Source organism: Clostridium autoethanogenum DSM 10061, from assembly GCF_001484725.1.
GTDB lineage: Bacteria > Bacillota > Clostridia > Clostridiales > Clostridiaceae > Clostridium_B > Clostridium_B ljungdahlii.
Genome location: NZ_CP012395.1, coordinates 3,055,839 through 3,075,554 on the forward strand (window position 1 = coordinate 3,055,839; position 19,716 = coordinate 3,075,554).

Here is a 19,716-nt window from a genome sequence, read left to right on the forward strand (position 1 = left end):
TGTGACAGCTCTTTATATGATAATAATTTTAATTAGAATTTAGCTTAAGTAAGAATTTCCAGAACAAATATTATATTAAAAAATAAAGTTAGAAATTAGGAAGGATTTATGTAAAGTGTGTTGAAATAGTATATGAGGTGACTTATGGAGGCTAATTATGAGGAATAATAATATAGTAATTAAGGGTAATAGAGATGGAATAAATATAATTATAAATAATAATGGTTTTAAAGATTTTGACGAAATGCTTGAAAGTTTAATTAAAAGGCTTTCAACTGGAAAAATGTTTTATAAGGGATGTACTCTGAAAATAACAACGGAATTAAAGAGCTTAAATGAAAAGCAATTTAATAAACTTAAAAATATATTGTTTGAAAAATTTCTCATAAAGGATTGCATATTTGAGGACAGCAGTGAAAAACCAAGCAAAGTATTTTCAGGAATTTACGAAGGAAGAACTAAATTTTTGCATAGGACGGTTAGAAGTGGCCAAATAGTAAATTATTCGGGAAATATAGTTGTAATTGGAGATGTAAACGCAGGTTCCGAAATATATGCAGGGGGTAATATAATAGTTTTTGGAGCACTTCATGGATATGCTCATGCTGGATTTGGGGGGAATGCAAAAGCTATAGTTGCTTCAATTTGTTTGCAGCCGGAAATGCTTCAAATTGCAGACATAGTTACCAGATCACCAGAGGACAATATTAAACCACAGTATCCAGAAGTAGCTAAGATTAGGGAAAATATAATAATAGTAGAACCCTATTTGCCTAATAAGTTTATTTGATATCTCATAGTTAGTAAGAACTTCAGCTTTATTTTATGCTGAAGTTCTTTGTTAGTAACTTTAAAGCTATATAATTGGTATAAATTGTACTGAATAATATTCTGGATTATTCTTGCTATGTCTAGTATAATATTCTATAGATGGTTTTATTGCTTAGATGATTATCGTTAATTGTATACGTTCATATATTAAGAGAGATTTGTCTAATAAATTTATTTGATGGAGGTAGTATAGATGGGAGAAGCAATTGTAGTAACATCAGGCAAAGGTGGAGTTGGGAAAACTACTACTACGGCAAACATAGGTACTGCATTAGCTGCTTTGAATAAAAGTGTAGTAGTAGTAGATGGAGATACAGGACTTAGAAATTTAGATGTTCTTATGGGACTTGAAAATAGAATTGTATTTACTATACTTGATGTAGTAGAAGACAAGTGCAGATTAAAGCAGGCTCTTATAAAGGATAAAAGACTACCAAACTTGTATCTTCTGCCTACAGCACAAACAAGAGATAAAGATGACATAAGTACCCAAGATATGCTAAATTTAATTGAAGAATTAAAAAGTGAATATGACTACGTAATTATAGATTGTCCTGCAGGAATTGAGCATGGATTTGAAAATGCAATAGTAGGGGCAGATAGGGCATTAGTTGTAGTAAATCCTGAAGTTACTTCAGTTAGGGATTCTGACAGAGTCATTGGAAAGTTAGATGCTAAAGGAATTGAAAAACATCAACTTATAGTAAACAGAATAAATTATGAAATGACTAAAAATGGAGATATGCTGGATGTAAATGACATATTAGACAGTTTGGCTATAGAACTTATAGGAGTAGTGCCGGATGACAGAAATATAACTATTTCTACAAATAAAGGTGAACCTATAGTACTCACTAGCAGCTCATTATCAGGACAAGCATTTAGAAATATAGCTAAAAGAATAACAGGGGAAAAAGTGCCTCTTATGGATTTGAATACTAGCCATGAAGGATTATTTTCTTCAATAAAGAAACTATTTGGTATTAAATAAAGGGGGAGTAAGGGAATGGATTTGTTTAAGATGTTCTCTAGGCAATCTTCCAAAGATGTAGCTAAAGAAAGATTGAGATTAATACTAATACACGATAGATGTGATATGTCAAAAGAGGTATTAGACAATATAAAGGATGACATACTTAAAGTACTTTCAAAATATATGGAGATAGATCGTTCTGAAATAGATGTAAAAATGACAAATTCAGAGGAATTAACGGGAAATTCAGCAGCACTTGTGGCCAGTATACCTATAAAAAAGGTTAAGTATAATAAATAGGCTATGTATAAATTATGCATAGCTTTTTTATATTCCTGTGTTATAATCATTATAGTTGCATTGGAGGGATGTATAAAATGCTTGAAAAATTTGTTATAAACAGGAAGCTTTTAAGGGAATTTGATTTTCCTCTACTAATTACTGTTATAATTATATGTATCTTTGGAAGTTTAAATATTTATAGTGCTTCCCATATGAGTGATGGGACTTATTATCTTAAATCCCAGCTTATGTATATGGCTGTAGGGCTTGTACTAACTTATTTTATACTTCTAGTAGATTATTCTGTGATAAAAGGTTATGTCGGCATAATATACTGGTTTGGTGTGTTTCTACTTATAATAAATTGTATACCGGCATTTCAGGCTACAGTTAATGGAGCTTCATCGTGGATTAAGCTTGGTCCTATTAGAATGCAGCCTTCTGAATTTGCAAAAATAGGTATTATATTAATGATTGCAAAAAAACTAGAGGATATGGAAGGAAATATAAACAATGTAAAAAATTTTATAAAGCTTATGATTTATCCACTTATTCCTATGGCTCTAATTGTAAAACAGCCTGATATGGGAATGACAATGGTATGTTTCTTTGCAGTTCTTGGGATAGTTTTTATTGCAAAATTGGATTTAAGAGTATTAATAGGAGGGCTTTTGGCATTAACTGTTTTAATAGTTATAGCTTTAAATACGCCTCTTATAGAAGAGTATCAAAAAATGAGAATTATATCTTTGTTTAATCCTGAAAAATATCAAATGTCTTATGCCCTTCAGGTTACCCAATCACAAATAGGAATTGGTTCAGGTGGAATTTGGGGAAAAGGATTCTTGAAGGGAACTCAGATATCAGGAGGGTATGTACCAGAGGCCCATACAGATTTTATATTTTCTGTAGTTGGAGAAGAATGGGGACTTGTTGGGGCTTTAGCTTTGATACTGTTTTATGTTATTATACTTTATAGATCCATAAAAATATCCAGGGAAGCTAAAGATATTTTTGGATCTATAGTATGTGTAGGAATAGCTTCAATGATGCTATTTTCAATTTTTCAAAATGTAGGTATGACTATAGGATTACTTCCTATAACAGGTATAACATTGCCTTTTATGAGTGCAGGTGGAAGTTCGCTGCTTGCAGCATTTATAGAAATAGCTTTAATTTTAAACATAGGTATGAGAAGAAAAAAAATTAACTTTTAGGGGGGAATTTTGTATGAGAATTGCTTTTATAGCACATGATAAGAAGAAAGACGATATAGTAGATTTTGTAAAAAGATATAAAGATGTTTTTGAAGGCCATGAGATTTTTGCTACAGGAACTACAGGAAAACTTATAAATGAGATGACAGGTCTAAAAGTTAATAGATTTCTTTCAGGACCTTTAGGCGGGGATCAGGAAATAGGAAGTAAAGTGGCACAGGGAGAAATGGATATAGTTATTTTTTTAAGAGATCCTTTAACTTCACAGCCACATGAACCAGATATTGCTGCATTACTTAGAATCTGTGATGTTCATTGTGTTCCTCTAGCTACTAATTTAGGTTCTGCAGAAGTTTTTGTAAAAGCACTAAAGTCACATAATTAATAGACAAGCTATATTTTTTAAGCTGAAAGTTGTTAACTCAACTTTCGCACATATAAAATTTTGACTTAATATAAAAAATTACGAAGCAACTTTTTCAAGAGGACAATTGACAGAGGACAGAGGACAATGAAGGTGAGTTTTCCTCCTTGCGTCAGAAAACTAATTTATTTTTTAAGGCTTGTTTTGCTAATGCAAAACAAGCCTTAAATTTATATAAGTCAGCAATATTTCGCTTTAGCGAGATGAGTCATTAAAAATTCAATTAAACATTTTTCGTAGTGCAGCGGAGAAAAATCCTCCTTCACTGTTCTCTGTCAATTGTCCTCTGTCCTCTCAAAAAAATCATCCATAACTATTAACTTTTAATTATTAAAAATATGCTTAAGTAATAAATAGGTCGTCCCTTAAATATATATAATTATGTGTATCATTTTAAATGGGGGAATCTATATTGGGAAATTATGATTCGGAATACCAAAATTATTATAATTCGTTAAAAGGAAGAGCCAATTACTCACCGTACCATGATAGAATGAGAAATAGTGGAAGTTTCTTTTTTCAAAAAGATAATTATTTGGTCAAGAGAATTATAAGGGATCTAATAGGAGTGTTAGTGTTGTTTGCATTCGTTATAGTTTGTAAAATTGTACAAACTCCACAGACTAAAAGTGTATATAGTTATTCTAAGGAAGTTGTGAATGAAAATTATGATTATAGCAAAATAGAAACTCAACTCAAAAATATAAATATAAATGATATTAAAAACGGGGCTGAAAATGTAATGAATCGTATTAGAGTAAATGAAGAAGAATAAATTTTAAGAGGTATTTCTGTGATTAAAATAAGTAAATATTTTATACCATATGTGATATTTCTGATTTTTATAGGGTATAAAGGGAAACTTATTTATACTTTTATTATAGTTTTCTTTCATGAAATGGTTCATTATTTAGTTGCTAGGTATTATAAATTTTCTGGGTTTGACATAGAATTTATAGCAATAGGGGCAGTTATAAAGCTTAAAGATATAGATGAAGCATTTCCAAGAGAAGATCTAATGATTTCAATTTCTGGTCCTGTAGCTAATTTAATTTTTAGCGCAGTTTTTTATTTTGCATATAAGAATTTTTGCTCAAGCATTTTCTATATGTTCTTCTCTATAAATTTAGCTATAGGATTATTTAATTTAATACCGGCTTTTCCTTTGGATGGAGGAAGAATATTGAGAAGCATCTTAAACTTAAAAATGACTTATAGAAAAGCAAATAGAATTATGATAATGACAAGTATACTTATTGGAATATCACTTATGTTTATGTACATTCTCTTATTTTTAAATGGATATAGCAATTTTAGTATAGGAATAATAGGGATATTTATAGTTACTACTTCTTTAAAGGAAAATGAAAGGATATCATATATAATTATGGGTGATATAATTAGAAAAAGGTACAAATTTATAAAGAGAGGTTATATTGAAAACAGGGCTTTATCAATATACTATAAACAGAATTTGCTTACAGCTATGGGGCTATTTGATAAGAATAAGTATAATACATTTATGGTCTTAGATGATGAGATGAATTTAATAGATACAATATACGAAGAAGAAATTATAGAAGGGTTGAAGTTATATGGAAATATAACTCTAGAAAAATTTATTGAAATATTAAATGATAAATAATACTTTTTAACCTAAGGAAAGAACAAGATTGTATAGATTTTGTCTTTGTCTTAGGTTTATATATTTTAAATTATTTTTGGTTATGCTAAAATATAGGGATGATACCTAAGAGGAGGATTTTTAATGAATAGAATTTCTGATGATATATTATTTAAAGTGGAAAAACCTGCCCGATATATTGGAGGGGAGATGAATTCCTATGTAAAAAATAAGGATGAAGTAGATATTAGATATGCATTTTGCTTTCCGGATGTATATGAAGTTGGAATGTCATACCTTGGTATGAAAATACTTTACTATATACTAAATGAAAGAAAAGATACTTATTGTGAAAGAGTATTTGCACCCTGGCCTGATATGGAAGAACTTATGAGAAAAAATAATATATCACTTTATGGACTTGAAAGCAAAGATCCTATAAAGAATTTTGATTTTATAGGGTTTACTCTTCAATATGAAATGAGTTATACCAATATTTTAAATATGTTAAATTTAGCTGGACTTTCTATTAGGGCTTCTGATAGAGGAGAAGAAGATCCTATAATTATGTGTGGAGGGCCTTGTGCCTATAACCCTGAACCTCTCTTTGATATAGCAGATATGTTTGCTTTAGGTGAATCAGAGGAACAGATGAACGAGATTATGGACCTTTACAAAGAGTATAAAGGAAGAAAAAAAGAATTTTTGAGGGCGGTGTGCCATATAGAGGGTATATATGTGCCTTCTCTTTACGATGTAAACTATAATGAAGATGGAACCATAAGAGAATTTAAACCGCTTTATGATGATGTGCCACCTAGGATTACTAAAAGGATAATCAAAAATTTTAATGATGTGGAATATCCAGATAAAATTATAGTGCCTTATACAGATATAGTACATGACAGGATAACTCTTGAGACTTTTAGGGGATGTACTAGAGGATGCAGGTTTTGTCAGGCAGGTATGATATACAGGCCTGTAAGGGAGAAAAAAACATCTAAACTTTTGGAAACAGCAGATAAGCTTATAAAAAGTACAGGATATTCAGAGGTATCTCTTACTTCTTTGAGTATATGTGATTATTCAGATTTAAAAAATTTAGTTGTTAATTTTATAAATGAACATGAAAAAGACAAAGTAGGGTTATCCTTGCCTTCACTTAGAATAGATTCTTTTTCTGTAGGACTTATAAATGAAATACAAAAAGTTAGGAAAACTGGACTTACTTTTGCACCAGAGGCAGGAAGTCAGAGGATGAGAGATGTAATAAATAAGGGTGTTACAGAGAAAAATTTGATGGATTCTGTAAGCAGTGCTTTTGAATCTGGATGGTCTACCATAAAGTTGTATTTTATGATAGGGCTTCCCTATGAAACTATGGAAGATATAAAGGAAATTGCACATTTATCCCAAAAAGTAGTGGATGAATATTTCAAAGTACCTAAGGATAAAAGAAAAAAGGGATTAAAAGTAACAGTTAGTACTTCAATATTTGTGCCAAAACCTTTTACACCATTTCAGTGGACTGCTCAAATAAAAATGGAAGATGTTAAAGAAGAAATTAGAGAATTGAGATCTTCCATAAACAGTAGGCATATAGTATATAATTGGCATGAGAGTCCTTTAAGCTATTTGGAAGCTGTATTTGCAAGGGGAGATAGAAGGCTCTGTGAAGTACTTATTAAAGCTTATGAAAAGGGAGCTAAGTTCGATAGCTGGTCAGAGTATTTCAATTTTGATTTATGGGAAGAAGCCTTTAAAGAATGTAATGTGGATGGCGATTTTTATGCTTATAGAAATAGAAATTATGAAGAAATACTTCCCTGGGATTTCATAGATATAGGAGTAAATAAGAAATTCTTAATAGAGGAAAATGAAAAAGCTAAAAGGGCTGAAGTAACTCCGGATTGTAGATTGGGATGTAAAAATTGCGGAGTTAATATTAATTTAGGAGGTGAATGTTTTGAGAGCTCAGTACTTAATAAAGTTCAGTAAAAAACATAATATAAGATTCATAGGGCATCTTGATTTATTGAGGACCATACAGAGGATGATAAAGAGATCAGAGCTTCCTGTAGAATATTCTAATGGATTTAATCCACACATAAATATGTCTATAGCACAGCCTCTAGCTGTAGGAGTTTATTCCTGTGGAGAATATATGGATTTATATTTTGAAAAAGAAATTTCAGAAGATCATATTAAAGAAAAATTAAATAAAAATGCACCTAGTGGAATAGGAGTATTAAGGGTGGATAAAGTAAAAAATGTAGAAAATAAAAAAGTATTTAAATCCATGGCAGAAATAAATGCAGCTAAGTACATAATCAACATAAAATATAAAGACATAAATAAACTTAAAGAAAGTATGGAAAGTTTAATGAAATCTCCAACTTGGAATACGATAAAAAAGACCAAAAAAGGAGAGAAAGAAATAGATATAAAAAAATTAGTAAAGGAATTGAACTATGAAGTCTCTGAAAATAGACTTAGACTAGAAACTGTTATAAGCTGTGGAAGTGTAGAAAATTTATCTCCAGAACTTTTATCAAGTTTTATACAAAACAATACTGAAAATGCTGACAAAGAGTGTTTTATTGATATAATGAGAGAAGAAGTGTATGGGAGAAGACAGAATAAGTTACTCCCATTACATGAGTATGTATCAGACTTATATTAACCTGAAGGAGAGGTGAATTATGGTTTGGAAGAAATATTTGTTGAAAGAAGTGCGGAAGGTTTTTTGAGAATTGCTATAAAGGAAAATGATATTCTAAAAGAATGCCATATTCAGGAAGAAAGGGGCAATGCTTACCCGGGAGAAGTGTACATAGGTGTAGTTAAAAATGTAGTACCAGCTATAAAATGTGCTTTTATAGATATAAACTGCAGGAGAAATGCCTATATGTATATGGACAGCAAGTTTAGAAATCTTAACTTAAAAAAAGGTGAAAAAATTTTGGTACAGGTAACAAAGGAAGATTATGGAAGAAAAGGAGCCAAAGTTATTAAGATTATAAGCTTACCAGGTAAATATTGCGTTTTAAGTAATTTTAGCAAAGGCATGAGGTTTTCACAAAAAATACAGGATGAATCGTTTAAGAAGCTTATATTGGAGAAAATAAAAATACCATCAGGTATTGGGGTAATGATAAGAACCGATGCCCAGAATGTTCCAGCAGAATTTATAAATAAAGAAATCCATAAATTGAATGATATATATAACAAGATAAAAAATAAAGCTCAGTATGCCCTAAAGCCTGAACTCATGTTTGATAGTGGGGGTGCGCTGGGTGAAGTACTTAGAGATAGATTGTGGGATAGTAATTTAAAGATATATGTAAACAATGATGTGGATTATAAATATATAGAGGATTTTCTAAAAGGTGTATGCAATGTAAATGTACACCTAGAACTGTATACGGGTGAAAAAACTCTTCTGTCTCATTATAATATGGAAAATCAAATATTAAATTTACGAAATAATAGAATAGAATTAAATTGTGGTGGATATATAGTTATAAATAAAACAGAAGCTATGTTTGTAATAGATGTTAATTCGGGTAAAAACATAAGAAATAATAAAATGGATAAAACAGTATTTATAACTAATCTGCAAGCGGCGGAAGAAATTGCAAGGCAAATAGTGCTTAAAAATTTAAGTGGAATAATATTAATAGATTTTATAGATATGGAAGATGAGGCAGATAAGAAAAAGGTTATGGACAAACTTAAAGCTGGTTTCTTAAATAGCAAAAGTAAGGTTGTTATATACCCTTTTACGGAGTTGAATCTAGTGCAGATAGCTAGAAAAAGACAGGGTAAACCAATATATGATTATATAGAGGAAGATTGCAGGTACTGTGATGGAACGGGAAAAAAAATAAAACTATCTTATATGATGGTTCTCATAAGAAATGAAATTTCAAATATAAGTTGTGACAGGGATGTAAAAGATTTTCACATACAGATAGATGTATCTTATGAAAAAGATGTTAAAAATAATATGGATAGGTTTATAAAAGGCATAGGTGCTGGGGACAAGAGAATATATATTACTTATGAAAAGAAAGTATCTTATAAGATAGAACCCCTTGAGTTTATGAGCCAGATAGAACATCTGAAAGAGTTTAAAGTAAATTGAAAAAACTTTACAAACAATAACATATGTGTTAAAATGGCATTTGTAGACCGCTCAAAAAAGGTTTTATAAATTATAGAAGAATGGATTTTCTATATACCTTTTAGGCGAGACTGGATTGAGGAGGTGTTTTAAATGTATGCAGTTGTAGCTACTGGTGGAAAACAGTATAAGGTTTCAGAAGGAGACGTTATATATGTTGAAAAATTAGATGCTGAAGTTGATTCAACAGTTGAACTTGACAAAGTTTTAGTAGTAGGTAAAGATGACGCAGGTGTAGTTATTGGAAAACCTGTAGTTGAAGGAGCTAAAGTAAGTGCTAAGGTATTGGCACAGGGAAAAGCTAAAAAAGTTATAGTCTTCAAGTATAAGGCTAAAAAGGATTACAGAAAGAAGCAGGGACATAGACAGCCTTACACTAAATTACAAATTGAAAAAATTGATGCGTAATTATGATTGAAGCGTTTTTTAAAAGAGAATCTTGTAATTTGGTTTCAGTTGTACTTAAAGGCCATGCGGAATCAGTAAACCAAGGGTATGACATGGTGTGTAGCGCTGTTTCTGCCATATCTCAAACTACTGTAATAGGAATAACAGAAGTGTTAAAGCTTAAATTAAAGTACTCTATAAAGGATGGATTTTTAAGCTTTTCTTTAAAAGATATGAAACAGGATGACATTTTAAAATGTCAGGTACTTGTGGAAACTATGTTACTCGGTTTGAAAAGTATTGAATTTAATTTTAGTGAATATATAAATGTAAAGGTAGAGGAGGTGTAATTTTATGTTAATTATGAATCTTCAACTATTTGCCCATAAAAAAGGAGTAGGTAGTTCAAGGAATGGTAGAGATAGTGAATCTAAAAGATTAGGTACTAAATCTGCTGATGGACAGTTTGTTTTAGCTGGAAACATATTAGTTAGACAGCGAGGAACAAAAATTCATCCTGGAACTAACGTTGGAAGAGGATCTGACGATACTTTATTTGCAAAGATAGATGGTGTAGTTAGATACGAAAGAGTAGGAAAGACTAAAAAGAAGGCCAGCGTATATCCTTTAAAGTTAGAAGAATTAGCAGCTGAATAGTATTATTAAGGCACCCTAATGAGGGTGCTTTTTTAAAATTCCTTATTTTAAGAAAAAAGTTGTATACTGTGGTTAGAGTGAATTACTTACTTATCTGTGGGAATAATAGAATTTAGAATAAAGTGATTTTTTAATTTAATATAATTAACTTTTGAAAGGAAGTGAGCGGCATGTTTGTAGATACAGCTAAAATATTTGTAACCTCTGGAGATGGTGGAGATGGATCCATTTCTTTTAGAAGGGAAAAGTATGTAGCCTTTGGAGGACCAGATGGTGGAGATGGCGGAAAAGGCGGAGATGTTATACTTGTAGTAGATACAGAAAGCACTACACTTTTGGATTTTGCATATAGGAAAAAGTATCGTGCAGAAAAAGGTGAAAATGGAGCAGGATCTAAGTGTTTTGGAAGAAATGGAAAGGATCTTTACATAAAGGTACCTATGGGAACAGTTGTAAAGGATGTGAAAACGAATAAAATAATGGCAGATCTTGCTCATCCTGAAGACAAATGCATAGTTGCAAAAGGTGGAAGAGGTGGAAGAGGAAATGTGAGGTTCACAACTCCTGTAAGGCAGGCACCAGATTTTGCTGAGCCAGGAATGCCAGGAGAAGAAAGATATATATCCTTGGAACTTAAGTTACTGGCAGATGTAGGACTTTTAGGATTTCCCAATGTAGGCAAATCAACTCTTTTGTCTATAGTGACTAAGGCTACACCTAAAATTGCAAATTACCATTTTACAACATTATCTCCTAATCTGGGAGTAACTAATATTTCAGGAATAAAAAGCTTTGTAATAGCAGATATACCAGGTATAATAGAAGGTGCAGCAGAAGGAGTAGGCCTTGGAATTGAATTTTTAAGACATATCCAAAGGACAAGACTTTTAATACACGTAGTAGATATATCAGGAATTGAAGGAAGAGATGCTTTCGATGACTTTACCAAAATAAATAATGAATTGAAAAAGTATGATGTAAAACTCTGGGATAAACCTCAGATAATTGCTGCAAACAAATCAGATATGTTATATGATAATGAATTATTTGAAAACTTCAGAAAAAAAGTTGGTCAATTAGGATATGACAAGGTATTTAAAATATCTGCAGCTACAGGACAGGGTGTTAAAGAACTTATGAAGGAAGCTGCTAGGATACTAAGTACTATACCTGTAGAAAATATTGAAATAAATGAAGAAGATAAATTTGTACCTGAAGAAAAGAAATTTACTTATAACATAAGAAAAGAAGAAAATACTTTTATAGTGGAAGGAAGTTTTGTTGATAGGTTACTTGGAAGCGTCAATGTAAATGATCCTGACGAATTACGATATTTTTATAAGGTACTTAAAAACAAAGGAGTTATGCAGGAATTAATGGATATGGGAATTAAAGATGGGGATGTAGTTAAGCTGAATGATTTTGAATTTGATTATGTAATGTAATAAAAAAATAAATGGAGAGAAAATAGATGGTTAAAAAAGCTATTTTTGGGGGAACATTTGATCCAATACACAATGGACATATACATATAGCTTATGAAACTTTATATAGATTGGGAGTAAATAATATTGTATTTATACCGACAGGTAATCCTCCCCATAAAGCGAACAAAGATGTAACAAGTGCTTTTTTGAGATACGAGATGGTAAAGGCAGCTGTAGGTACGGAAAGTAAATTCTCTGTAAGTAAATATGAAATAAATAAGCCTAATTTAAGCTATACGTATAATACCTTAAAACATTTTAATAAAGTCGAAAGGAAAACCAAATGGTATTTCCTAACAGGAGTAGACTGTCTAATGGACATTGAAAATTGGAACAGGGTAGAGGATATATTTAAGTTGTGTCAATTTATAGTATTTAATAGGCCAGGGTTTCCGGATTTTACTGCACAAAACATAAAAGAACAGAAAGAAAAAATAGAAAAAAAGTATTCTACTAAAATTATATATTTAGATGCTCCTCTATTTGATATTTCTTCTACAGATATACGAAAAAATATTAAAATGGGCAGAAATGTGAGTTATCTTCTTCCCGAGAGTGTTTATGACATTATTAAACAACATAATCTTTATAAATAAAATTAAATAATTTTTTGGAGTGATAAGGGATGTGGAGTGAAGAACAGATCAAAGAATATTTAAATGAGAAGCTGAAGAAAAACAGATATGAGCATAGTTTGAGTGTACAGGATACGGCAATAAAGTTAGCTGAATTTTATCATGTGGATGTTAAAAAGGCAAGTACAGCAGGGCTTGTTCATGATTGTGCTAAGCACATGTCAAATGATGAAATTTTGTCTATGGCACATGAGAATCAGATTCCTATAGATGAAGTAAGTGCATTAAATCCTCAACTTCTCCATGGAAACATTGCTGCAGTTATAGCAAAAAATGTTATGGGGATTTATGATGAGGAAATATTGAGTGCAGTAGCTTGCCATACCACAGGTAAAAAAGATATGAATCTTTTAGAAAAGATAGTGTATATTGCAGATTACATAGAGCCTTTAAGAAATTTCCCAGGAGTAGAAATACTTAGAGAAGAGGCGTTTACAAATTTAGATACTGCGCTTTTAGATGCCTTTAATAATACTATAAAAGTTGTAATTGATAGGGGACAACTCTTGCATGTAAATACAATTAGCGGCAGAAATTATTTGGTTTTTAAAAAAGCTCATAGATAAATTTTAATTGTATACAAGTAAATACGCTATAATTAGTATATTATAAATTTTAAGCTTATTTTAGGAGGTTTTTTATAATGGAAAAAGAAATAATAAGCACAAAAAAAGCGCCAGGGGCTGTAGGACCTTATTCTCAGGCTGTTAAGGTTGGAAACTTTTTATTTACATCAGGCCAAATTCCACTGGATCCATCTACAGGAGAATTAGTCTCAAGTGACATTAAAAAGGCAACAGAGAGGTCACTTGAAAACATAAAAGCTTTACTAGAAGAAGCAGGAACAAGTTTTGATAAAGTTATTAAGACTACTGTATATGTAAAAAGTATGTCAGATTTTGCAGCTGTAAATGAAGTATATGCAAAATATTTTAAAAAGGATATGCCTGCAAGATCTTGTGTAGAAGTAAAGCTTCCAAAAGATGCATTGATTGAAGTAGAAGTAATAGCATTAGTTGATTAATTGTAGAGTTCTTAAACGAAAAATAAATTTATACTCCGAATATTTTTACAATTACAAGTACGATTAAATGTTTTAATAAGTCTAAGCAGAAAATTTACAAAAACATAAGGGCTTTTGAAAACTCGTACCTCAGACAATTCAAAAGCCCTAAGTTTTTTGTGAATTTTCCACTAAGACTTATATGCAAAATATTTAAATGTACTTGCTTATTGTAGAATATTTTTACGTATAAGTTTATTTTAAGTTAGAAACTCCTAACACTTAAGAAAATCATCTATAACTATTAATTATATTTAGCAGTTTCATGCAGAAAGGAAGAGTTGTATGAAGGAAAATAAGATAGTATTTACAGTAGACGAAAAAGATGAAGGCTTGAAATTGAGATATTATCTGCAAAGAGTTCAGAGACTTTCAGGCAGACTTATAAAAGGGGCGGCCTTGAGTGGAAGGATAGAGATAAACAATAAAAGGGTAAAATTAAACCATATAGTAAAGTCAGGGGAAAGTATATCTTTAAACCTTGTAAAAGAAGAATTTCAAAATGTAGAGCCTGAGAAGATGGATATAGAAGTAGCATACGAAGATGATGATCTGATAGTTGTAAATAAAAGACCAGGTATAGTGGTGCATCCTACAAGAAGTTATCCCTCAGGTACTTTGGCTAACGGACTTATGTATTATTTTAAGGAAAAAGGAGAAGACTGTATAGTCAGATTAGTAAGCAGATTGGATATGGATACTTCAGGTCTTATAATAGTTGGAAAAAATCAATTTGCTCATATGGCTCTGGCAAGAGATATGAAGAGTGAAGAATTTGAAAAAAGTTACATTGCTGTTATCCATGGCAAGATGAAAGAAAATGAAGGAACTATAGATTTACCAATATATAGGCAAGAAGGAGAAGATATAAGAAGAATTATAGATGAAAGAGGACAGAAAAGTATTACTCACTATAAGGTAATAAAGGATTTTAAGAATGATCAGTTATTAAAGCTTATGTTAGAAACGGGAAGAACCCACCAAATAAGAGTACATTTAAGTTATTTAGGTCATCCTCTTTATGGAGATACATTGTATGGAAAAGAGGATGACAGTATGTATATAAATAGGCAGGCACTTCATGCGTATAGGCTTAAGTTTCCACACCCTAGGGGAAATAAGATATTGGAGCTAGAAACTGCTATTCCAGAAGATATTCTAAAATTAATAGAAAAAATAAGCTGAAACCCTATGTATTTTAAGTTTCAGCTTATTTTAATATGATTATTTGTTAGAGAATACACGTTTTTTCAACACAAATACAACAGCTAAAATTATAATGATAATTGGTACAGCGAGTAAATACTTATTTTTCATGATAATTTTTTGCATATTATTAGAATTTAATACTTGTTTTTCACCATGAGCTATACTGCTTGCAAGCTTTAATTTCCCTATTTCTTTTCCTTCAAAGGATATAGAAGCTTCGTCAACTATATCTCCCTTTTTAAAGAATCTAAACATTAAGTTTTTATCCTTTAGGGTTACCTGGGGTACATTTGTATCATCCTTAGGCTTAATATAGTAAAAATCATAAGCAGCAATTAGTGGAATAGAAAGTCCATCTTTATTATAAGTTGTGACTAAAGCTCCTTTTTGGTACAATTTAGTAAAGGTAAAATTGTTAAATCCAAAATTAAATAGGGATACTGCGTCAGGAAAAAAAGTTTTATTTTTATCATGAATTAGTGCAACTATAAGCTGTTGTCCATTTCTTGTAGCTGTAGATACGTAGGAGTGAAATGATTGTACAGTATATCCTGTTTTACCTCCTAGGCATCCACTGTAATAATAGGTGGATTGTTTTTGTATCAATTTATTTTCATTCCATACTTCTCTTGGCTGTGGGGATTTGTTGGTAGCTGGGATAGTGTAAGATATAGTAGTAGCTATCTTAGAATATTCAGGATGCTTAGATAATGCTCTCATCATTAGAGCTAAATCCCTTGCTGAGGTTTTATGGTTTTCATCAAATAATCCAGTAGGATTTACAAAATTGGTATTTTTGGCGCCAAGTTCCTTAGCCCGTTTATTCATCTTAACTACAAACTTATCCATAGTACCACCTATATGCTCTGCTAGTGCTTCTGCACAATCGTTGTCTGAAGCTAGCAGTAAACCATATAACAAATCCTTTACAGTTAATTGCTCGCCTTCACAGAGTCCAACTCTAGTTCCATCTACATTTGGTGGATTTTTACCGATTATAACTTTATCATTTAAATTTGTATTTTCAAGTGTTAAAAGTGCAGTCATTATTTTGGTAGTGGATGCTGGTGGATACGCAGTGTCTGGGTTTTTAGAATACAAAAGCTGGCCAGTAGCTGCATCCAAGATTACAGCGCCATCAGCTGAAACAGGAGGAGGCATTTCTTTAGCATGAACTACTCCATAGGGATTATTAGAACAAATAAGCAAAAACAGTAGTGCAAATGTGACTATTCTTTTCATTTTTTCCTCCTTTAGGACAATTCCTAAATATTATATCAAAAAAATAATATATATGCGACATAATTTTTTTAAATTGTCAATAATTTAAATTATAAACATAAATATATTTCATTGCAAATTACAATTATATAAGGCATTTGAAATAAAATAACAAGTCAAAGATGCGACGGATATTTTTTATCAGACAAGGAGGCAGGTTCCGCAGATAGTGAATCCTATCTAAGGGTTCTACCGACGCAGTATGATAAAAAATATCCTAGTATACTGACTAGTTATTTCTTTGAAAATGCCTAAAAGGAGAATAGTAATGAGAGATAAGAAAAAAATTATAGGTTCAATTGTTATTTTGATTATATTTGCCTTATTCTTAATTATAGGATATGTGAATTCAAGGCCATCCAGTAATACTGCAGTGAAGAGTGAAGAAGTATTTAAAGATCAGGATAATACTGGAGAAGCTTCTAAAAGTAAATCAGATAAGGGCATAACCGTATATGTAAATGGAGAAGTTAAAAATCCTGGAGTTTATAAATTGAAAAATGATAGTAGAATACAGGATATCGTAAAGGAAGCAGGTGGATTTACAGCTGCGGCGGATACAAGTAAACTAAATTTAGCTAAGAAGTTAAAGGATGAAGATTATATATATGTGGATAAAAAAGGAGAGAATGGAGCAAATAAGGTTGAATCCGGAGGAAAAGGAGGCAGTGGCGGAGGAGTAGAACAAGACGGAAAGGTAAATATAAACAAAGCTTCCAAAGAGGAATTAAAAACAATATCTGGAGTTGGAGATGTTACTGCCCAAAAGATAATAGACTATAGAGAAAAAAATGGTAAATTTTCTTCTATTGAGGATTTAAAAAAAGTGGGAAGAATAGGTGATAAAACCATTGAAAAGATAAAGGATAAGATAGATGTAAGGTAAATGTAGACAGATGAAGTTTGTTATAAAATGGTGTACAATATTGTAGAGAATGAATTTCTATTGGAGGTGTTATTTTGAAGTATAAAAGACTAACAGAACTTACTCGAACTTCTGGGTGAGCAGCTAAAATAGGACCGGAGGCCCTTTCTAAAATACTGGGTAAGTTACCTCGAATGGAAAACGAAAATTTAATGGTTGGTATAGAAACTTCGGATGATGCTGCGGTTTATAAATTAGATGATGATACAGCAGTAATACAAACACTTGATTTTTTTACACCAATAGTGGATGATCCTTATACTTTTGGTCAAATAGCTGCAGCAAATTCTCTAAGTGATATATATGCCATGGGAGGAAAGCCTAAAGTAGCACTTAATATAGTTTGTTTTCCTTCCTGTCTTCCTGAAGAGGTGCTAGGAGAAATACTAAAAGGTGGTGCTGATAAAGTTATTGAAGCAGGTGCAGTAGTAGTGGGAGGCCACACTGTAGAGGACAATGAGCCTAAATATGGGTTGTCAGTTATGGGACTCGTACATCCTAATAACATACTTAAAAATTGTGGATCTGAAGTAGGGGATGTAATTATACTTACTAAGCCGTTAGGTATAGGAATAATTAATACTGCCATAAAAGGAGAAATGGCATCTAAAGAAGCGTATGATAAGGCAGTTAAAGTTATGTCTACTTTAAATAAGTATGCAGGAGAAATAGTAAGTAAATACTCTGTAAGCGCTTGTACAGATGTGACTGGTTTTGGAATTATGGGACACGCATATGAAATGGCTTCTGCCTCTGGTGTTACATTAAAGCTTTATGCAAGTAGAATACCTTATATACAAGAGGCAAGAGAATATGCCGAAATGGGATTGGTACCGGCAGGTGCATATAGAAATAAAGACTATTTGAAAGGTAAATATTCAATAGAAAATGTACCTGAGTGGATGGAAGATATTTTATTTGATCCACAGACATCTGGTGGGCTTCTTATAACTTGCAGCAGGTCAGAAGGTATTAAAATTATGGAGGAACTTTCAAGGCTTGAAGTAAAATCTTCTGTAATAGGTGAAGTCATACCTATTCAGGTGAAGAAATATATAGAAGTAGAATAATGGTTTAAAGGGGTGAAAATCAAGTTGTGGATAAAAAACAATTATTAAGAAAACTTCCTAAGATGGATGAACTCTTGAACGAAGAAATTGTAAAATTAGAGACTGGCACTACAATGAAAGAAATTGTAATGGAATCTTTGAGACAAGCTGTAGACAATTATAGAAATCTTATTTTAAAAGGTAAAATTGAAAACTTTACAAAAGAAGGTATATTGAAAAGCTTTAGAATAATAATTGAACAAAAAAAACAGCCCAACTTGAAAAATGTAATAAATGCTACAGGAGTTATCATACATACTAATCTAGGAAGATCCATTTTAAGTGATGGTGCTTTAAAAAATGTAATTGACGCAGCTCATAATTATAGTAATTTGGAATACGATCTGGAAAAGGGCACAAGAGGATCTAGGTATAGCCACGTAGAAGAGCTGATTAAAAGGATTACAGGAGCAGAGGCTTCTTTAGTTGTAAATAACAATGCAGCTGCAGTAGTCTTGGTTTTAAATACTCTTTGCAGTGGAAAGGAAGCCATAGTGTCCAGGGGGCAACTGGTGGAAATAGGGGGCTCTTTTAGAATACCTGAAGTTATGGAATTCAGTGGAGTTAACCTTGTGGAAGTAGGAACAACTAATAAAACCCATCTCAAAGATTATGAGAATGCCCTTAGTGAAAATACGGGAGCATTTTTAAAAGTTCACACATCTAATTTCAAAATAATTGGTTTTTCAGAAGAGGTGTCTTTAGAAGAACTGGTGAAACTGTCAGTAAAAAGCAGGATACCAGTAGTAGAGGATATAGGAAGCGGAACACTTGTAGACTTTTCTAAATATGGATTTGAGTATGAGCCTACAGTACAGGAAAGTATAGATAAAGGTGTTGACGTAGTTACTTTTAGTGGAGATAAAATGCTGGGAGGGCCTCAGGCGGGCATAATTGTAGGAAAGAAAAAATATATAGACAAGATGAAAGAAAATCAGCTTACAAGGGCTCTTAGAATAGATAAAATGACTCTTGCAGCTCTTGAAGGCACATTAAAATATTATCTAGATGAAAGTGAAGCAATAAAAAATATACCAACACTGCATATGATACTTGCAAGTGAAGACGAGCAAAAACGCAGGGCTCTTATTTTGAAGGAAAAGCTTGAAAATAAGAATTTGAATTTTAAATTTACTGTAGAAGGAGATTATTCCATGGTAGGAGGGGGATCCATGCCGGGACAAAAAATACCTACCTATGTAATTAAAGCAGAAAGCAGCAGTGTATCACCAGAGCAGGTTGATAAAAAGTTTAGAAAGAGAAGAGTACCTATAATTGTACGGTTAGCGCATAATCAAGTTATAATGGATTTAAGAACTATGCTAGATAGGGATTTTGATGTTTTGGTAGATGCTTTTACAGAGTTTTAGCTTAAGGTATTTCTTTCAAATGCCTAACTTGATACATTTCAGTTTGGAGGTAATTT

General features: G+C 31.6%; 22 protein-coding genes. 21 read left to right on the forward strand and 1 reads right to left on the reverse strand.

From position 1 onward, the window contains the following. Positions 1 to 157: 157 nt before the first annotated feature. From minC to CLAU_RS13880, 18 genes are all read left to right on the forward strand, one after another. A complete protein-coding gene (minC, locus tag CLAU_RS13795; protein ID WP_013237396.1) occupies positions 158 to 790 on the forward strand; it encodes a septum site-determining protein MinC in 633 nt (210 codons plus the stop codon). A 234-nt stretch (positions 791 to 1,024) separates the two neighbouring features. After that, positions 1,025 to 1,822, forward strand: coding sequence for a septum site-determining protein MinD (gene minD / locus CLAU_RS13800; protein ID WP_013237397.1), 798 nt, complete (start codon positions 1,025 to 1,027; stop codon positions 1,820 to 1,822). Between the two features lie 15 nt (positions 1,823 to 1,837). Further along, positions 1,838 to 2,104 (forward strand): cell division topological specificity factor MinE, encoded by a 267-nt coding sequence (gene minE, locus CLAU_RS13805; RefSeq protein ID WP_013237398.1) that lies wholly within the window; start codon positions 1,838 to 1,840, stop codon positions 2,102 to 2,104. A 77-nt stretch (positions 2,105 to 2,181) separates the two neighbouring features. Continuing rightward, a complete protein-coding gene (rodA, locus tag CLAU_RS13810) occupies positions 2,182 to 3,303 on the forward strand; it encodes a rod shape-determining protein RodA (RefSeq protein ID WP_013237399.1) in 1,122 nt (373 codons plus the stop codon). 13 nt (positions 3,304 to 3,316) lie between these two features. Then, positions 3,317 to 3,688 carry a methylglyoxal synthase gene (mgsA, locus tag CLAU_RS13815; RefSeq protein WP_013237400.1) on the forward strand — a complete coding sequence of 124 codons (372 nt, stop codon included), beginning with the start codon at positions 3,317 to 3,319 and terminating at the stop codon, positions 3,686 to 3,688. A gap of 451 nt (positions 3,689 to 4,139) precedes the next feature. Beyond that, on the forward strand, positions 4,140 to 4,502 hold the full coding sequence (locus tag CLAU_RS13820) for a hypothetical protein (protein WP_013237401.1): 363 nt from the start codon (positions 4,140 to 4,142) through the stop codon (positions 4,500 to 4,502). A gap of 18 nt (positions 4,503 to 4,520) precedes the next feature. Further along, the gene (locus CLAU_RS13825; RefSeq protein WP_023162869.1) at positions 4,521 to 5,372 is read left to right on the forward strand and encodes a M50 family metallopeptidase; all 852 of its coding nucleotides are present in this window, start codon (positions 4,521 to 4,523) and stop codon (positions 5,370 to 5,372) included. A 123-nt stretch (positions 5,373 to 5,495) separates the two neighbouring features. Then, positions 5,496 to 7,349, forward strand: a complete 1,854-nt coding sequence (locus CLAU_RS13830; protein WP_023162870.1) for a TIGR03960 family B12-binding radical SAM protein — start codon at positions 5,496 to 5,498, stop codon at positions 7,347 to 7,349. After that, positions 7,318 to 8,034, forward strand: coding sequence for a TIGR03936 family radical SAM-associated protein (locus CLAU_RS13835; RefSeq protein WP_023162871.1), 717 nt, complete (start codon positions 7,318 to 7,320; stop codon positions 8,032 to 8,034). Before CLAU_RS13830 ends, CLAU_RS13835 begins: the two co-directional genes overlap by 32 nt. Before the next feature lie 24 nt (positions 8,035 to 8,058). Beyond that, positions 8,059 to 9,498, forward strand: a complete 1,440-nt coding sequence (locus CLAU_RS13840) for a ribonuclease E/G (RefSeq protein ID WP_013237405.1) — start codon at positions 8,059 to 8,061, stop codon at positions 9,496 to 9,498. A 132-nt stretch (positions 9,499 to 9,630) separates the two neighbouring features. Continuing rightward, positions 9,631 to 9,945: a 50S ribosomal protein L21 gene (rplU, locus tag CLAU_RS13845; RefSeq protein ID WP_013237406.1), complete on the forward strand. Its 315-nt coding sequence runs from the start codon at positions 9,631 to 9,633 to the stop codon at positions 9,943 to 9,945. Positions 9,946 to 9,947: 2 nt separating this feature from the next. Continuing rightward, on the forward strand, positions 9,948 to 10,274 hold the full coding sequence (locus CLAU_RS13850; protein ID WP_023162872.1) for a ribosomal-processing cysteine protease Prp: 327 nt from the start codon (positions 9,948 to 9,950) through the stop codon (positions 10,272 to 10,274). A gap of 4 nt (positions 10,275 to 10,278) precedes the next feature. Further along, entirely contained in the window at positions 10,279 to 10,581 is a 303-nt protein-coding gene (rpmA, locus tag CLAU_RS13855) for a 50S ribosomal protein L27 (protein ID WP_013237408.1), read from the forward strand. Positions 10,582 to 10,751: 170 nt separating this feature from the next. Beyond that, positions 10,752 to 12,026 carry a GTPase ObgE gene (gene obgE / locus CLAU_RS13860; RefSeq protein WP_013237409.1) on the forward strand — a complete coding sequence of 425 codons (1,275 nt, stop codon included), beginning with the start codon at positions 10,752 to 10,754 and terminating at the stop codon, positions 12,024 to 12,026. Positions 12,027 to 12,052: 26 nt separating this feature from the next. Then, positions 12,053 to 12,664 carry a nicotinate-nucleotide adenylyltransferase gene (gene nadD / locus CLAU_RS13865; RefSeq protein WP_013237410.1) on the forward strand — a complete coding sequence of 204 codons (612 nt, stop codon included), beginning with the start codon at positions 12,053 to 12,055 and terminating at the stop codon, positions 12,662 to 12,664. A 29-nt stretch (positions 12,665 to 12,693) separates the two neighbouring features. Beyond that, entirely contained in the window at positions 12,694 to 13,269 is a 576-nt protein-coding gene (yqeK, locus tag CLAU_RS13870; RefSeq protein WP_013237411.1) for a bis(5'-nucleosyl)-tetraphosphatase (symmetrical) YqeK, read from the forward strand. A 77-nt stretch (positions 13,270 to 13,346) separates the two neighbouring features. Then, a complete protein-coding gene (locus CLAU_RS13875; protein WP_023162873.1) occupies positions 13,347 to 13,727 on the forward strand; it encodes a RidA family protein in 381 nt (126 codons plus the stop codon). Positions 13,728 to 14,051: 324 nt separating this feature from the next. Then, positions 14,052 to 14,951: an RluA family pseudouridine synthase gene (locus tag CLAU_RS13880; protein ID WP_023162874.1), complete on the forward strand. Its 900-nt coding sequence runs from the start codon at positions 14,052 to 14,054 to the stop codon at positions 14,949 to 14,951. A 39-nt stretch (positions 14,952 to 14,990) separates the two neighbouring features. Here CLAU_RS13880 and CLAU_RS13885 read toward each other — a convergent pair whose 3' ends face one another. After that, a complete protein-coding gene (locus CLAU_RS13885; protein ID WP_023162875.1) occupies positions 14,991 to 16,217 on the reverse strand; it encodes a D-alanyl-D-alanine carboxypeptidase family protein in 1,227 nt (408 codons plus the stop codon). A gap of 307 nt (positions 16,218 to 16,524) precedes the next feature. Here CLAU_RS13885 and CLAU_RS13890 point away from each other — a divergent pair, with 307 nt between their 5' ends. From CLAU_RS13890 to selA, 3 genes are all read left to right on the forward strand, one after another. Continuing rightward, the gene (locus CLAU_RS13890) at positions 16,525 to 17,142 is read left to right on the forward strand and encodes a helix-hairpin-helix domain-containing protein (RefSeq protein WP_023162876.1); all 618 of its coding nucleotides are present in this window, start codon (positions 16,525 to 16,527) and stop codon (positions 17,140 to 17,142) included. A 74-nt stretch (positions 17,143 to 17,216) separates the two neighbouring features. Then, entirely contained in the window at positions 17,217 to 18,251 is a 1,035-nt protein-coding gene (gene selD / locus CLAU_RS13895) for a selenide, water dikinase SelD (protein ID WP_087877534.1), read from the forward strand. A 26-nt stretch (positions 18,252 to 18,277) separates the two neighbouring features. Then, on the forward strand, positions 18,278 to 19,660 hold the full coding sequence (gene selA, locus CLAU_RS13900) for an L-seryl-tRNA(Sec) selenium transferase (RefSeq protein ID WP_023162878.1): 1,383 nt from the start codon (positions 18,278 to 18,280) through the stop codon (positions 19,658 to 19,660). Positions 19,661 to 19,716 lie beyond the last annotated feature (56 nt).

Excerpts from the sequence above, each read along its gene's own strand:
- rpmA (WP_013237408.1), top strand. The coding sequence starts at position 10,279 with ATGTTAATTATGAATCTTCAACTATTTGCCCATAAAAAAGGAGTAGGT.
- yqeK (WP_013237411.1), top strand. The coding sequence starts at position 12,694 with ATGTGGAGTGAAGAACAGATCAAAGAATATTTAAATGAGAAGCTGAAG.
- rodA (WP_013237399.1), top strand. The coding sequence starts at position 2,182 with ATGCTTGAAAAATTTGTTATAAACAGGAAGCTTTTAAGGGAATTTGAT.
- CLAU_RS13890 (WP_023162876.1), top strand. The coding sequence starts at position 16,525 with ATGAGAGATAAGAAAAAAATTATAGGTTCAATTGTTATTTTGATTATA.
- minD (WP_013237397.1), top strand. The coding sequence starts at position 1,025 with ATGGGAGAAGCAATTGTAGTAACATCAGGCAAAGGTGGAGTTGGGAAA.
- rplU (WP_013237406.1), top strand. The coding sequence starts at position 9,631 with ATGTATGCAGTTGTAGCTACTGGTGGAAAACAGTATAAGGTTTCAGAA.
- obgE (WP_013237409.1), top strand. The coding sequence starts at position 10,752 with ATGTTTGTAGATACAGCTAAAATATTTGTAACCTCTGGAGATGGTGGA.
- CLAU_RS13875 (WP_023162873.1), top strand. The coding sequence starts at position 13,347 with ATGGAAAAAGAAATAATAAGCACAAAAAAAGCGCCAGGGGCTGTAGGA.
- CLAU_RS13885 (WP_023162875.1), bottom strand. The coding sequence starts at position 16,217 with ATGAAAAGAATAGTCACATTTGCACTACTGTTTTTGCTTATTTGTTCT.
- minC (WP_013237396.1), top strand. The coding sequence starts at position 158 with ATGAGGAATAATAATATAGTAATTAAGGGTAATAGAGATGGAATAAAT.
- CLAU_RS13850 (WP_023162872.1), top strand. The coding sequence starts at position 9,948 with ATGATTGAAGCGTTTTTTAAAAGAGAATCTTGTAATTTGGTTTCAGTT.
- CLAU_RS13830 (WP_023162870.1), top strand. The coding sequence starts at position 5,496 with ATGAATAGAATTTCTGATGATATATTATTTAAAGTGGAAAAACCTGCC.
- mgsA (WP_013237400.1), top strand. The coding sequence starts at position 3,317 with ATGAGAATTGCTTTTATAGCACATGATAAGAAGAAAGACGATATAGTA.
- minE (WP_013237398.1), top strand. The coding sequence starts at position 1,838 with ATGGATTTGTTTAAGATGTTCTCTAGGCAATCTTCCAAAGATGTAGCT.
- nadD (WP_013237410.1), top strand. The coding sequence starts at position 12,053 with ATGGTTAAAAAAGCTATTTTTGGGGGAACATTTGATCCAATACACAAT.
- CLAU_RS13880 (WP_023162874.1), top strand. The coding sequence starts at position 14,052 with ATGAAGGAAAATAAGATAGTATTTACAGTAGACGAAAAAGATGAAGGC.